At 43.4% G+C, this 11,496-nt stretch carries 16 protein-coding genes; 7 read left to right on the forward strand and 9 right to left on the reverse strand.

Going from position 1 to position 11,496, the window contains the following annotated elements; genetic code table 11:
- Window positions 1–19: 19 nt before the first annotated feature.
- On the reverse strand, window positions 20–535 hold the full coding sequence (locus tag ACH0QE_RS05305; protein ID WP_415799651.1) for a DoxX family protein: 516 nt from the start codon (window positions 533–535) through the stop codon (window positions 20–22).
- Between the two features lie 294 nt (window positions 536–829).
- On the opposite strand from ACH0QE_RS05305, the gene ACH0QE_RS05310 reads away from it, so the two are divergent.
- Window positions 830–1,570, forward strand: a complete 741-nt coding sequence (locus ACH0QE_RS05310) for a YhcN/YlaJ family sporulation lipoprotein (RefSeq protein ID WP_415799652.1) — start codon at window positions 830–832, stop codon at window positions 1,568–1,570.
- Between the two features lie 299 nt (window positions 1,571–1,869).
- Here ACH0QE_RS05310 and ACH0QE_RS05315 read toward each other — a convergent pair whose 3' ends face one another.
- Window positions 1,870–2,385, reverse strand: a complete 516-nt coding sequence (locus ACH0QE_RS05315; protein WP_415799653.1) for a DoxX family membrane protein — start codon at window positions 2,383–2,385, stop codon at window positions 1,870–1,872.
- 245 nt (window positions 2,386–2,630) lie between these two features.
- On the opposite strand from ACH0QE_RS05315, the gene ACH0QE_RS05320 reads away from it, so the two are divergent.
- From ACH0QE_RS05320 to ACH0QE_RS05330, 3 genes are read left to right on the forward strand one after another with little or no spacing between them, the layout of a single operon-like run.
- Complete coding sequence (locus tag ACH0QE_RS05320) at window positions 2,631–3,002, forward strand: VOC family protein (protein WP_415799654.1); 372 nt, start codon at window positions 2,631–2,633, stop codon at window positions 3,000–3,002.
- A 29-nt stretch (window positions 3,003–3,031) separates the two neighbouring features.
- The gene (locus ACH0QE_RS05325) at window positions 3,032–3,454 is read left to right on the forward strand and encodes a DUF1801 domain-containing protein (RefSeq protein WP_415799655.1); all 423 of its coding nucleotides are present in this window, start codon (window positions 3,032–3,034) and stop codon (window positions 3,452–3,454) included.
- Between the two features lie 12 nt (window positions 3,455–3,466).
- Window positions 3,467–3,934, forward strand: coding sequence for an SRPBCC family protein (locus tag ACH0QE_RS05330; RefSeq protein ID WP_415799656.1), 468 nt, complete (start codon window positions 3,467–3,469; stop codon window positions 3,932–3,934).
- A gap of 102 nt (window positions 3,935–4,036) precedes the next feature.
- Here ACH0QE_RS05330 and ACH0QE_RS05335 read toward each other — a convergent pair whose 3' ends face one another.
- Window positions 4,037–4,447 (reverse strand): hypothetical protein, encoded by a 411-nt coding sequence (locus ACH0QE_RS05335; RefSeq protein ID WP_415799657.1) that lies wholly within the window; start codon window positions 4,445–4,447, stop codon window positions 4,037–4,039.
- A 166-nt stretch (window positions 4,448–4,613) separates the two neighbouring features.
- Between ACH0QE_RS05335 and ACH0QE_RS05340 the strand changes: the two genes are divergently transcribed.
- Entirely contained in the window at window positions 4,614–4,937 is a 324-nt protein-coding gene (locus ACH0QE_RS05340) for a hypothetical protein (protein WP_415799658.1), read from the forward strand.
- A gap of 34 nt (window positions 4,938–4,971) precedes the next feature.
- Here ACH0QE_RS05340 and ACH0QE_RS05345 read toward each other — a convergent pair whose 3' ends face one another.
- Complete coding sequence (locus ACH0QE_RS05345) at window positions 4,972–6,156, reverse strand: MFS transporter (protein WP_415799659.1); 1,185 nt, start codon at window positions 6,154–6,156, stop codon at window positions 4,972–4,974.
- A gap of 150 nt (window positions 6,157–6,306) precedes the next feature.
- A complete protein-coding gene (locus tag ACH0QE_RS05350; RefSeq protein WP_415799660.1) occupies window positions 6,307–6,801 on the reverse strand; it encodes a fasciclin domain-containing protein in 495 nt (164 codons plus the stop codon).
- 273 nt (window positions 6,802–7,074) lie between these two features.
- Between ACH0QE_RS05350 and ACH0QE_RS05355 the strand changes: the two genes are divergently transcribed.
- Window positions 7,075–7,266, forward strand: coding sequence for a transcription initiation factor TFIIIB (locus ACH0QE_RS05355; protein WP_415799661.1), 192 nt, complete (start codon window positions 7,075–7,077; stop codon window positions 7,264–7,266).
- Window positions 7,267–7,312: 46 nt separating this feature from the next.
- On the opposite strand, the gene putP is transcribed toward ACH0QE_RS05355, so the two are convergent.
- From putP to ACH0QE_RS05370, 3 genes are all read right to left on the reverse strand, one after another.
- Window positions 7,313–8,782 carry a sodium/proline symporter PutP gene (gene putP / locus ACH0QE_RS05360; RefSeq protein WP_415799662.1) on the reverse strand — a complete coding sequence of 490 codons (1,470 nt, stop codon included), beginning with the start codon at window positions 8,780–8,782 and terminating at the stop codon, window positions 7,313–7,315.
- 460 nt (window positions 8,783–9,242) lie between these two features.
- Window positions 9,243–9,443 carry a hypothetical protein gene (locus ACH0QE_RS05365; RefSeq protein WP_415799663.1) on the reverse strand — a complete coding sequence of 67 codons (201 nt, stop codon included), beginning with the start codon at window positions 9,441–9,443 and terminating at the stop codon, window positions 9,243–9,245.
- Window positions 9,444–9,477: 34 nt separating this feature from the next.
- A complete protein-coding gene (locus ACH0QE_RS05370) occupies window positions 9,478–9,795 on the reverse strand; it encodes a hypothetical protein (RefSeq protein WP_415799664.1) in 318 nt (105 codons plus the stop codon).
- 158 nt (window positions 9,796–9,953) lie between these two features.
- Between ACH0QE_RS05370 and ACH0QE_RS05375 the strand changes: the two genes are divergently transcribed.
- Entirely contained in the window at window positions 9,954–10,748 is a 795-nt protein-coding gene (locus tag ACH0QE_RS05375) for an N-acetylmuramoyl-L-alanine amidase (protein WP_415799665.1), read from the forward strand.
- A 52-nt stretch (window positions 10,749–10,800) separates the two neighbouring features.
- Here ACH0QE_RS05375 and ACH0QE_RS05380 read toward each other — a convergent pair.
- On the reverse strand, window positions 10,801–11,496 hold a 696-nt coding region (locus ACH0QE_RS05380), incomplete at its 5' end, for a M3 family metallopeptidase (RefSeq protein WP_415799666.1).

An 11,496-nucleotide genomic window follows, 5' to 3' on the forward strand; every position in this document is an offset into this window, starting at 1 on the left:
AGGGGGATTTAAAATCAAGTTAAGCTACGTTGCGAGTGACTTCTTCTCCGCGTTTGAAAACTGTTTTGCGGATAAATGGTACAACCCAGCGGTCTAAACCGTATTTACCTGCGTTGTAGCCTGCGAACAGGATGATGAATCCGAAGAAGATGTCTGTTGGATTGTGAGATACTGTTCCGGCAAGGAAAAAGCTGAAGTTCATCACAAGGCCGAAGAACATTGCAGCAGTTGTCAGTGTTCCCAAGATTAAACCAAGTCCTACTAAGAATTCTCCCAGTGGCACGATGAAGTTGAATAATTCGATGTTCGGGATCGCGAAGCTTTCAAGGAAGTTCACGTACCATCCATACACCGCGTTTCCGTCTGGACCTTTAACCGGATTTTCTACAGCGCGAGTTAAAAACCCGGTAGCGTCAAAACCTTCTCCAGTCAATTTACCCCACCCAGCAGTCATCCAGTTGTATCCAAGCCATACCCTAATGACAGTCAATATCCCAGCAGCAACATTGTTTTCTCTTAACCACTTTGCAAACATGTTCCTCACTCCATTTAAGTTAATTAGTATTAGTACACTTATAAGATAACAAATTAATCTCGAAAATAGGGTTTTTTGTGAATGAATTCACAATTCTGTTGAAATGTTTTGAACGAAAGGTGACAACGCTATGTAAACAGAATCTTTTTTAAAAAACCCTTCATTCCGGCATGAGCCTATATTAAAAATCTTCAACCGCATGAACCTTTTTTTAAAAAAAACGCCTTCACCCCTGCATATCGCTCCAGATTCTAGCCATCATAAGGACGATAATACCAACTAGGAGTGATCAGGATGAAAAAATCAATCATCATTGCAGGCTGTGCTGTTTTTACAATCGGTTTGGCCGGATGTGGAGCGAATAACAATGCTGCCGACGATAACGGCGATCAGCAAGTAGAAATCTCTCAGGTTCAGCGCGGTCCAGCTACCGAAGGCACTAAGCTCCAGCTGGCTGATCGTGCAGAGCGCCAGGTAGAGCAGATGCCGGAAGTAGACGACGCACGAGTCATCATCTCGGAAAACAATGCATACGTAGCTGTTAGACTCGCAGACAACAATGGCGAAAATAATGGGAATGCTTCAGTCAATGATGCATTGGATGGCAACGGCAGGACTTTTGCCGAGAATGGACGAGTTGACCAGGGTGACAACCGTGCAGGAAATGATGGAATCATTGACGGCAAAGGTGACGCAGGAAATGACGACCGCCAAAAGGCTGGCAGCAAAAATCGCAACAATGTTTTTGGCAATGATAATGATAACGGAAATGGAAACATGAATGGAATTGGCAATACAAACATGAATGGAAACGCAACTGGTAACACCATGAACGGCAATAATAGCCAGCTGGAGATGCAGATTGAACAAAGAGTGCGCCAGGCAAATAACAGAATCGATAAAGTCTACGTTTCAGTTGACCGTAACGCATACGACAGAATGGGAACTTTCGCCGATGACATCCGCACCGACAGAAACAGAGACGGCATGTTCGAAGACTTCCGTAATGCAATGGACGGTTTCTTTGGAAGATAGCACTTGAAAGCATAGGATTCGATTCCTATGCTTTTTTCATTTTGGCTAAAACAGGATTTCCTCCATCTCCTCTCGAATATAGCAAAAATCGATACTAATAAAACTCACCTGGTGGAAAGAGGCTGAATGGGTCCGGGTTGAGAAACCTGGAGACTCCACTCCCCTCAAACGATTCCGTGAAGAAAATGTCTGGATAGCGGATCACTGGGATCAATTGGAGGATTTATTTTGTGGAATATAAAAATGGCTGCCGGGTTTAGCCGGCAGCCAAATTTTATGAAAGGGGGATTTAATTCATGTTAAGCAGCGTTTCGTGCAGCATCTTCTCCGCGCTTCAAAACAGTTTTGCGGATAAACGGCACGACCCAGCGGTCTAAACCATATTTACCAGCGTTATAGCCTGCGAACAGGATGATGAAGCCGAAGAAGATGTCAGTTGGGTTGTGAGATACAGTTCCCGCTAGGAAGAAACTGAAGTTCATCACTAGACCGAAGAACATGGCAGCAGTTGTCAGAGTTCCAAGTAGTAATCCAAGTCCAACAAGGAATTCTCCCAGTGGAACGATGAAGTTGAACAATTCTACATTCGGGATCGCGAAGCTTTCAAGGAAGTTCACGTACCAACCATACACTGCGTTTCCGTCTGGACCTTTAACCGGATTTGCGACGGCATTTTTCAGGTAACCGGATGCGTCAAAACCTTCACCAGTCAATTTACCCCATCCAGCAGTCATCCAATTGTATCCAAGCCAGATTCTTATAACAGCCAATAGACCAGCAGCGACATTGTTTTCTCTTAACCACTTTGCAATCATGTTCTTCACTCCAATAAGTTATTTAATATTATTACACTATTAAGATATCAAATTCAGCGCAAAAAGAGACTGCGTTGTGACATTAGTCACAATTCTGTTGAAAAGCTTTGACCAAATTATGTCAGAGGGATAATTCCGATGTTAATTGTCCGCGATTTTCGTGGTTAATTGTAAATTTCAAAAGGCTTGTCTATACTGTAATCAAGAATATCAGAATCTTCAATCTATAAAAGGTGGCTGATCATATGAAACTTGGTGCATTTTCTGTAAGTTTGACTGTAAAAGACATTGCAGCTTCAAAATCTTTTTATGAAAACCTGGGGTTTAAAGCCTTGGGAGGAGACATTAATCAAAATTGGCTGATCATGAAAAATGAAAATTGCATTATCGGACTGTTCCAGGGAATGTTTGAAAAAAATATCCTTACCTTCAATCCGGGCTGGAATCAAAATGCCGAAAATCTGGAAAGCTTCACGGATGTTCGAGAACTTCAAAAGCAGCTAAAAGGAAACGGAGTTAAGTTCCTTACTGAAGCAGATGAATCCGGACAGGGTCCGGCTCATTTTACGATTGAGGATCCTGACGGGAACCAGATTCTTGTTGACCAACATCGGTAAAATATAAAACGAAGGGAGACCGCTTGATCATGTACGAACTGAAAACAAAGGAAAATGACAATAGTGTCATTGAGTTCATCGAAAATGTCGACAGCCCTAAAAAACGGGAGGATGCGTATAGACTCTTAGATATTTTTACAGAAACGACTGGTTATCCAGCGAAAATGTGGGGACCGAGCATTATTGGCTTTGGATCCTATCATTATAAATATGAATCTGGCCACGAAGGAGATGCGCCGCTAGTAGGTTTCTCTCCTCGCAAAGCGAAGATTAGCTTATATTTTGCTACAGGCGACACAGAAAGAGAATCGTTATTGAAAGAGTTCGGGAAACATACTTCAGGGAAAGCATGTGTGTACATAAATAAAGTAGCGGATATTGATGTGGATGTTTTAAAAGCTTTGATTAATCAGTCTGTTGCATTTTTAAAAGAAAGATATCCCACTGGATAAGGAGAAACTTAAATGGAACCAATCACAGTACCAGACCTTTCAGCGAGACCGCTCGGTTTTAAAGTTGAACGGTTAATGGAGTCCCAGGCTGATACCCTCTACCAAGCGTGGACTGAAAAATTCGATACATGGTTTGCCGCACCCGGCACGCTGATCATGAAGGCTGAGGTCAATTCTGTATTCTTTTTCGAGACCGTTTTTAAAACGGAAGAAGATCTCGTTGAGCAGCGCCATCCGCATTACGGAAGATTTCTTCGGTTAATTCCTGACCGCCTGATTGAATTCACCTGGTTAACAGGTGCTGGAGGTACAGAAGGTGCCGAAACCGTGGTGACAATCGAGCTTGAACCAGTGGGAAATGGCACACAGCTAAGCCTGACACACAAAGGATTTCCTAATGAACAATCCAAAAGCCGGCATGACTCAGCCTGGGAAATGATCCTTGAACATCTCGATCAGAAGATGATGGAAAATATGTAGTTATTAAGTAGTTGGCTGTCATGATTACATGGCAGCTTTTTTATTCTTTAGAAATAGCTCAAACTCACCGCTTCGTGCTTATAGAGCTTTCTATGAGGCCTTTTAGGGAGCTCTCCCCATTTCGGACTTATAGAATCTTTCTATAGGACCTTTTCCGAAACCAAACCCCATTTTGGGCTTATAGAATCTTTCTATAGAACCTTTTCCGAAACCAAACCCCATTTCGGGCTTATAGAATCTTTCTATAGGACCTTTTACTGGACCAAACCCCATTTCGGGCTTATAGAATCTTTCTATAGGACCTTGTACAAGACCAAACCCCATTTTGGGCTTATAGAATCTTTCTATAGGACCTTGTACAAGATCAAACCCCATTTCGGGCTTATAGAATCTTTCAATAGGACCTTTCACAAGACCAAACCCCATTTCGGGCTTATAGAACCTTTCTATAGGACCTTTTACTGGATTAATCCTCATTTCGGGCCTATAAAATTCTCTATGAAGCCTTCTCAAGCTGATAACCCTCTGGCCTTAAATAATCGAACCCTCTTTTCTGCTCTGGATTACCTTTATAACCATAACCTGCAACAAAAATGTAAATAACTGGACCCTTTAAAGTCACATAAAACGGGAATATAGTCTTTCAAGAGGAGTTAGCCTCGAATGGAGGGAAAGAACAATGAAGAAATCGACCAAGAATTTTGTTTTGGCTTCTTTACTTTCAGCTGGCGGAGCCGTTTTGCTGACAGCTGCATACAGGAAAAGCCAACGGGATGCGATTCGTTTTCTTGAGGATACAGACATGAGGAATAGCGAGAAAATCGACCAGATGGAGAGTGTCGATGCTGGCCTAGACCCCGCTGAAAGAGGGCTTACCCAGCTTGATTCTGCCATGCGCGCAGAATGGGTCGCCAACGGTTTCCCACAGACCCATATGGAAATGGAAGAATTGGCAGAGAAAACTGATGTTGAGAAGAATACCAATTACGCACCGAATATGTAAAAAGGTAAAACCTCGCCAAAGCTCGGCGAGGTTTTTATATTGATGCCTTCATTCTCTCTTTTTTACCATGCAAAGAGTAATAGACAAAGACACCTGCTATGATTAATGGCACCATCGCCAGATACAATCCGCGATAGCCGAAACCCGGGATCATGTATCCCAGCAGGAATGGTCCGAAGCCAATTCCGATATCCATCATGATGAAAAAGGTCGACGTGGCCATTCCCATACGGTGTGGGGGTGTCATCTTAATGGCTATCGTCTGTGCGACAGATTGGAAGTTGCCATACCCTAATCCGATGAGCGCGGCTCCCAGAAGGAACACAGCATTGGAATGCGCCTGGCTTAATGCATACATCCCAAGGGCGAAGGCAATCAATGCCGGATACACAACGCTGTTCGCACCCTTTGCGTCCATCAGCTTCCCGGTGAATGGACGGGAAAATAAGACAGCCATCGCATAAACGAAGAAGTACATGCTGCCTGCCTCTGTCAACTCAGCTTCCGTTGCAAATGACGCGATGAATGATAGTGTACCTGAATAAGCAAGCGCAATGACGAACATGACAATCGAGACCGGCAATGCGTTCGGCTCTAAATAGTTTGCCAGACTGAAGCTCCTGCTTTTATTTTCACCTTCTCCCTGATCATCCACAACAGGTTCATTTACTATAAGGGCGATTGGTAAACTGGCCAGCCCGACGACAAGGGAAAAAATGAACATGCTCTGATAGCCAAACTCATCGATCATTGCCAGGCCAATCAACGGACCAACCGCGGTTGATAAAATCACGCTCAAGCTGAAATAGCTGATTCCTTCCCCTTTTCTGCTCGCAGGAACCACCTGTGCCACAATCGTCCCGGTTGCTGTCGCGGCGAACCCGATTCCGACACCATGAAGAAAACGGACAATCAGGAGGACATAAATGTTCGACGGGATTAAGTATAGAGCTGTAATCAGAACGAAAAACAAAATTCCTCCGATCAGCATCTTTTTGCTGCCAATCCTCGCAATTTCCTTGCCGGCATACAATCTGGCAAAAAGAACCCCAATGATGAAGATGCTGGAGGCCAATCCTGCCATGCTCGTTGAAGCTCCATACGTATCAGTAGCATAGGAAGCCATTGTGACAATCAATAAATACATCGAAAGCATCATCACGAAATTCACAAGAGAAATCGAAATGAAATCCTTCGTCCATAATTTTTCTTTTTGCATACGGTCACCTTCATACTCTTAGATGTAAAATAATATTTCGAAAACCGAATTAATTATACCTTTTTACATCATAAATGTCCATGGTAGTGAACCTCAGGGCTTGACCATATTAAAAAAGACTGAATCCACATGGAATCCAGTCTGTCGTACTTATTTTGGCAGCAATACCTTGTCGATAACATGAATGACACCGTTTGATGCTTCAACGTCAGGGGTCACGACGTTCGCATCGTTCACTTGAACCGGGTCAAGTGAAATCGTGACATTCTTCTTCGCAAGGGTCTGTGCCTGCATTCCTTCCTTTAAGTCGCCTGACATGACTTTACCTGGAAGCACATGGTACAGCAGAATATCCTTGAGATCCTGTCTTGCTAATAACTCATCTGCTGTAATCCCTAGATCCTTCAGAAGCTTATTGAACGCCTCATCAGTCGGTGCGAATACAGTGTATGGCCCTTCACCTTTCAAGGTTTCAACCAATCCGGCTTTTTCCAGTGCAGCCGCAAGGATTTTGAAGTTCCCAGCTGCTACGGCCGTATCAACAATATCCTTTTTGCTTCCTGGATTGTTAGCAGCAGAACCAGGATTTGCAATTGACATCACCATCATCACTGCAAAAAGAACTACCGCAAATTTCTTCATCATCTGAATCACTCCTTTTTTAAAAGAACCTCTGTTTTTACAAAAGGTAGTATTCTACATAGTTGAATATTTATCCAAAGAATTAGGAGTCCTTCTCAAACCTTACACGGAGCGAGCTTTCATATTAAGGACATTGATTATTTCTATGCTAGCTTTTTATGACACCCCTTTTCGGGCACACAGAATTCTTCAATATTAAAAATCCTTGAAACCTACTGCACTGCTAAATCGTAAACTTAGATAGAATAAAAATGGTTTTGAAAGGATGAATCCCCAGTGAACTATGCGAAAGAATGTCCTAAATGTGGCGGAACAGAAATTGGAAAAGGTAAGCATGCTGGATATGCTGTTATGTATCCTGAAAATAAAGTAATGAGTTTAGGCTCAGAGATTTTACACATTATTTGTATAGACTGCGGATTCATCATCGAAAGCTATGTAAAAAAGCCGGAGAAATTTAAAGATTAAATAAAAAATAGGCTGCTAGCAACCTAGCAGCCTATTACTATATTATTTACTCAGACATAATGTTTTCCATTTCTTTAAACTCTTCTTTTACCGCTTTGCCTGGTCCGGTTGTGATTTTACTTACAACAATGACGGCAATCAAGCTCAAGAAGAATCCAGGGACCATTTCATACAGGAATGCTGACAATCCATCGATGCTGATCCAGATGATGACGGTAAGCGCACCGACGACGATCCCTGCTAGAGCGCCCCAACGGTTCATCTGCTTCCAGTACAAGCTCAGGAGCATGACTGGCCCGAATGCGGCACCGAATCCAGCCCAAGCGTTACCGACCAATGAAAGAATTGTGTCGTTAGGCGTGTAAGAAAGCGCGATGCCTACCAATGCGACAAGCAATACGGCTGCACGGCCGACGAATACCAATTCTTTGTCACTTGCTTCGCGACGGAAGAACGCCTTGTAAAAGTCCTCAGTCAACGCACTGGATGTAACCAGCAGCTGGGAAGAAATTGTACTCATGATTGCGGCCAAAATCGCAGCGAGCAGGAATCCTGTGATAAATGGGTTGAACAGGATATTCGCAAACATGATGAATACTGTTTCTGGATTTTCAAGAGTTACATTGTTCACTTGTACGTAAGCAATCCCGACAAGACCGACTGCCAAAGCACCAATGATGGACACGATCATCCATGTCATCGCGATTCTGCGCGCAGGCTTCAGTTCATCCATTGATTTGATCGCCATAAAGCGCACGATGATATGCGGCTGGCCAAAGTAACCAAGGCCCCATGCCAATAGCGAAACAATTCCAAGGAATGTCGTACCTTTGAAAAGATCCATCAATGTAGGATCGATTGCTCCAACAGTGTCCATTACATTTCCAGGTCCGCCAAGCTCTGTAAAAGCAACCACAGGCACCAAGACAAGTGCAAGGAACATGATGATACCTTGAACAAAGTCAGTTAAACTAACAGCAAGGAAACCACCGAATAGTGTATAAACGATAACAACACCAGCTGTCAGAAACAAGCCCCAGCGATAATCAAGTCCAAATGCTGACTCAAATAAAGTACCGCCTGAAACTAGACCCGCTGAAGTGTATAGCGTGAAGAAGATAATAATAACGACTGCAGATACCGAACGCAGGATTTTAGTGTTATCGGAAAAGCGGTTTTCTAGGAAATCGGGGATTGTGATTGAATCATTTGCCAACTCTGTATATGTTCGAAGTCTTGGAGCTAGGATGAGGTAGTTCAAATAGGCACCAATCGATAATCCAATAGCGATCCAGGCACTGGAAATACCTGAAGTGTACATTGCGCCAGGCAAACCCATCAGCATCCAGCCACTCATGTCAGACGCACCTGCTGACAGAGCTGTTACCGACGGTCCAAGACCACGTCCGCCAAGCATATAGTCTGATAGATCAGACGTTTTGCGGTATGCATACAATCCGATCAGGATCATTGCAATAAAATAAATTGCTAAAGAAATAAATACTTCAAAAGTCACCAAATCTCTCCTTTTCGTTTTCCCTAAACGAAATAAGTAACATAGTGGTTAGAAAAGCGCAAGCGCCTCGGTCAGCCCCGACAAGCGCTGGAGGACCTGGCTGTGAAGTCGCTCTTTGACTTCATTGACAGGACCGAAGCGACTCGAGGGGCTAGGCGCTGGAGCTAGACAATAGAAAATCGGCTAACGTACATGAATGAAAATGAATTCTTAAGCATGAATGTTATAAGAGCTAACCAGCCGAACCACACAGAAAAATTTCTTATGTTAATTATGCCGTCCAAGTTTTTCCTGCCCTCATAGGGCTTACGGTTATTAAACCTAACAAACATCCAAGATTGTTTCAAGGATGTTACACTTTATTACGAACAGGCAAAAACCGCGTCCTGACTAACATGTTAGGAATGGTAACGCTTACAAAATTTATTGAAGTAAATATATTATGAATATTCTGAATAAGTTATCCAGCGACTAGACAAGCACTTTTTTGTAAAATAAAAACTCCCCTAACAGGGAGTTTTCTGTTGATAAATTTAATGATTGCATTGTTGAGTTTAGTATTTGAATGGTCTTTTGGGATAATTGCACGCTCGTTCATGTTAATTGCACGGTACAAAACGGAAATATCGCGCTCAAAACGATTAATTGCATCTTCATCCATATTAAGGAAAAATCCCCACGCGAATTTAATACTCTTAATGTGATGAATGACTGAACAGGTAAATCGCCATCGACAGGCTGCCAATTCCCAGTACAATTAGACTTGCATAAAACACTTTCCTCCATATTTCCCCAATGAAATAGATGTTCAGTAAAAAGTAATAAACAATGGCACTTCCTCCGATGAACATCAAATATTCCTTGAGATATTTTGCTGGCATCGGGTTGGTAACACTCGTCAATGCCATTCCGGCAAAGATAAATATCCCGATTATATTCAATACCTTTTTCAAATCACTTTCAGGAGTCCTCTCTATTTTAATATTTTGTGATGTCTGCATTTTCGTTTCCATCCTACCACCTCAGATATTATTAAGCCTTCTTTGTTTTACGGTTCAAATCAAAAAATGTTCCGTTAAAATAAAGTAAAATTCCCCACCCAAGACATGCACCCTTACCAATACTTTTCTCCTACATATTCTATAAAGACCAACTAAAAGGAGGAGGTTATATGAAACTTTATTTAGATCCAGGCCATGGCGGCTCGGATCCGGGAGCACAGGGAAATGGTCTTCTGGAAAAAGACTTGAACCTGGATATCGCGCTCAAAATCCGTTCGATTTTGGAAAACAACTATCAAAATATCGATGTCAGAATGAGCAGGACAAGCGATGTGACGAAAAGCCTCGATCAGCGTACAAATGAGGCCAATGCCTGGGACGCTGACTTTTACCTATCGATCCACACTAATTCTTTCAATGGCTCTGCCCAGGGATATGAGGATTATATTCACAGCAGCTTATCCAATAATTCAGCAACCGCGAGATATCGCGATATCATTCACACTGAAGTCATGAAGCTGAACCAGCTCGATGACCGCGGCAAGAAAAAAGCAGATTTCCACGTCCTTCGCGAGACGACAATGGATGCGATGCTATCAGAGAATGGCTTCATCGACAATCCACAAGACGCTGCACTTATGAAGCAGGAATCCTGGCGGCGCGATGTTGCCCTCGGGCATGCGAACGGTATTGCGAGGGCGTTCAACCTTACATCAAAGGAACCAGCTGATCGCGGACCACTTTACAAAGTAATTGCCGGTTCTTTCAAGCAACGAGAGAATGCCGAAGAACGAGTGGCAGGCCTAGTTGCAAAGGGGTTTGAAAGCTTTATCACCACATCGGAGATTTCCGGCGAAACCTGGTACCGTGTACAAGCTGGTGCTTTTTCAAACCGCGAAAATGCCGAAACTCGCCTCCGGGAAATCGAGGGCAAGGGAATCGATGCTTTTATTGCGACTGATTAATATGTACTCAACAGCCGAATCCTGACAAAGGATCCGGCCGTTTTTTATAAGATTATTCCTCAAAGCTTTCTTCCAGCTCTTTGATCAAATCACCTACATAGGCGACCGCCTCGCGGATTGGCTCTGGCTTGGACATGTCGACTCCTGCCTTTTTGATTAAATCTAAAGGCTTCAATGTCCCGCCAGCTCTCAATACTTCGAGCCATTTTTCCACCGCCGGTTTGCCTTCGTCGAGGATTTGCCGGGAAACTAGGGTCGAAACCGTCAACCCGGCGGAATACGTATATGGATACAAGCCCATGTAGTAGTGCGGCTGGTGCATCCAGGTCAGGCCAGCTCCTTCGTCCATTTCAACAGAGTCTCCCCAGAAGTTTTCAAGAACCCCCAGCTTTAACTTGGACAAAAAGTCTGCCGTCAACGGCTCCCCTTCTTCGGCCAGTTTGTAAACCCTGCGCTGAAGTTGTCCTTCAAGCAGATGGGTGACAAAATTATGATAATACGTCCCTAACAGCTGAAGGATGACCCATCGCCTTTTCCGTTTGTCCTCTGTATTCGACAATAAGTGGTTTCCGAGCAGCATTTCATTCATCGTCGATGGTGCCTCAATAAAATATCTCGATGGCCGGGTATTAATCATTCTCTGATTCTTTCCTGCCAGGTAAAAATGTCCGGCATGCCCCAATTCATGAGCAAGCGTGAATGCACCGCGCATCGTATCCGGCCAGGTCATCAGGACGTATGGATGTGC

Source organism: Mesobacillus sp. (assembly GCF_047739415.1).
In the GTDB taxonomy this organism is placed as follows: Bacteria; Bacillota; Bacilli; order Bacillales; family Cytobacillaceae; genus Mesobacillus.

Coding starts and splice junctions, on each gene's coding strand:
- ACH0QE_RS05305 (WP_415799651.1), bottom strand. CDS start 535: ATGTTTGCAAAGTGGTTAAGAGAAAACAATGTTGCTGCTGGGATATTG.
- ACH0QE_RS05310 (WP_415799652.1), top strand. CDS start 830: ATGAAAAAATCAATCATCATTGCAGGCTGTGCTGTTTTTACAATCGGT.
- ACH0QE_RS05315 (WP_415799653.1), bottom strand. CDS start 2,385: ATGATTGCAAAGTGGTTAAGAGAAAACAATGTCGCTGCTGGTCTATTG.
- ACH0QE_RS05320 (WP_415799654.1), top strand. CDS start 2,631: ATGAAACTTGGTGCATTTTCTGTAAGTTTGACTGTAAAAGACATTGCA.
- ACH0QE_RS05325 (WP_415799655.1), top strand. CDS start 3,032: ATGTACGAACTGAAAACAAAGGAAAATGACAATAGTGTCATTGAGTTC.
- ACH0QE_RS05330 (WP_415799656.1), top strand. CDS start 3,467: ATGGAACCAATCACAGTACCAGACCTTTCAGCGAGACCGCTCGGTTTT.
- ACH0QE_RS05340 (WP_415799658.1), top strand. CDS start 4,614: ATGAAGAAATCGACCAAGAATTTTGTTTTGGCTTCTTTACTTTCAGCT.
- ACH0QE_RS05345 (WP_415799659.1), bottom strand. CDS start 6,156: ATGCAAAAAGAAAAATTATGGACGAAGGATTTCATTTCGATTTCTCTT.
- ACH0QE_RS05350 (WP_415799660.1), bottom strand. CDS start 6,801: ATGATGAAGAAATTTGCGGTAGTTCTTTTTGCAGTGATGATGGTGATG.
- ACH0QE_RS05365 (WP_415799663.1), bottom strand. CDS start 9,443: ATGGATGAAGATGCAATTAATCGTTTTGAGCGCGATATTTCCGTTTTG.
- ACH0QE_RS05370 (WP_415799664.1), bottom strand. CDS start 9,795: ATGGAAACGAAAATGCAGACATCACAAAATATTAAAATAGAGAGGACT.
- ACH0QE_RS05375 (WP_415799665.1), top strand. CDS start 9,954: ATGAAACTTTATTTAGATCCAGGCCATGGCGGCTCGGATCCGGGAGCA.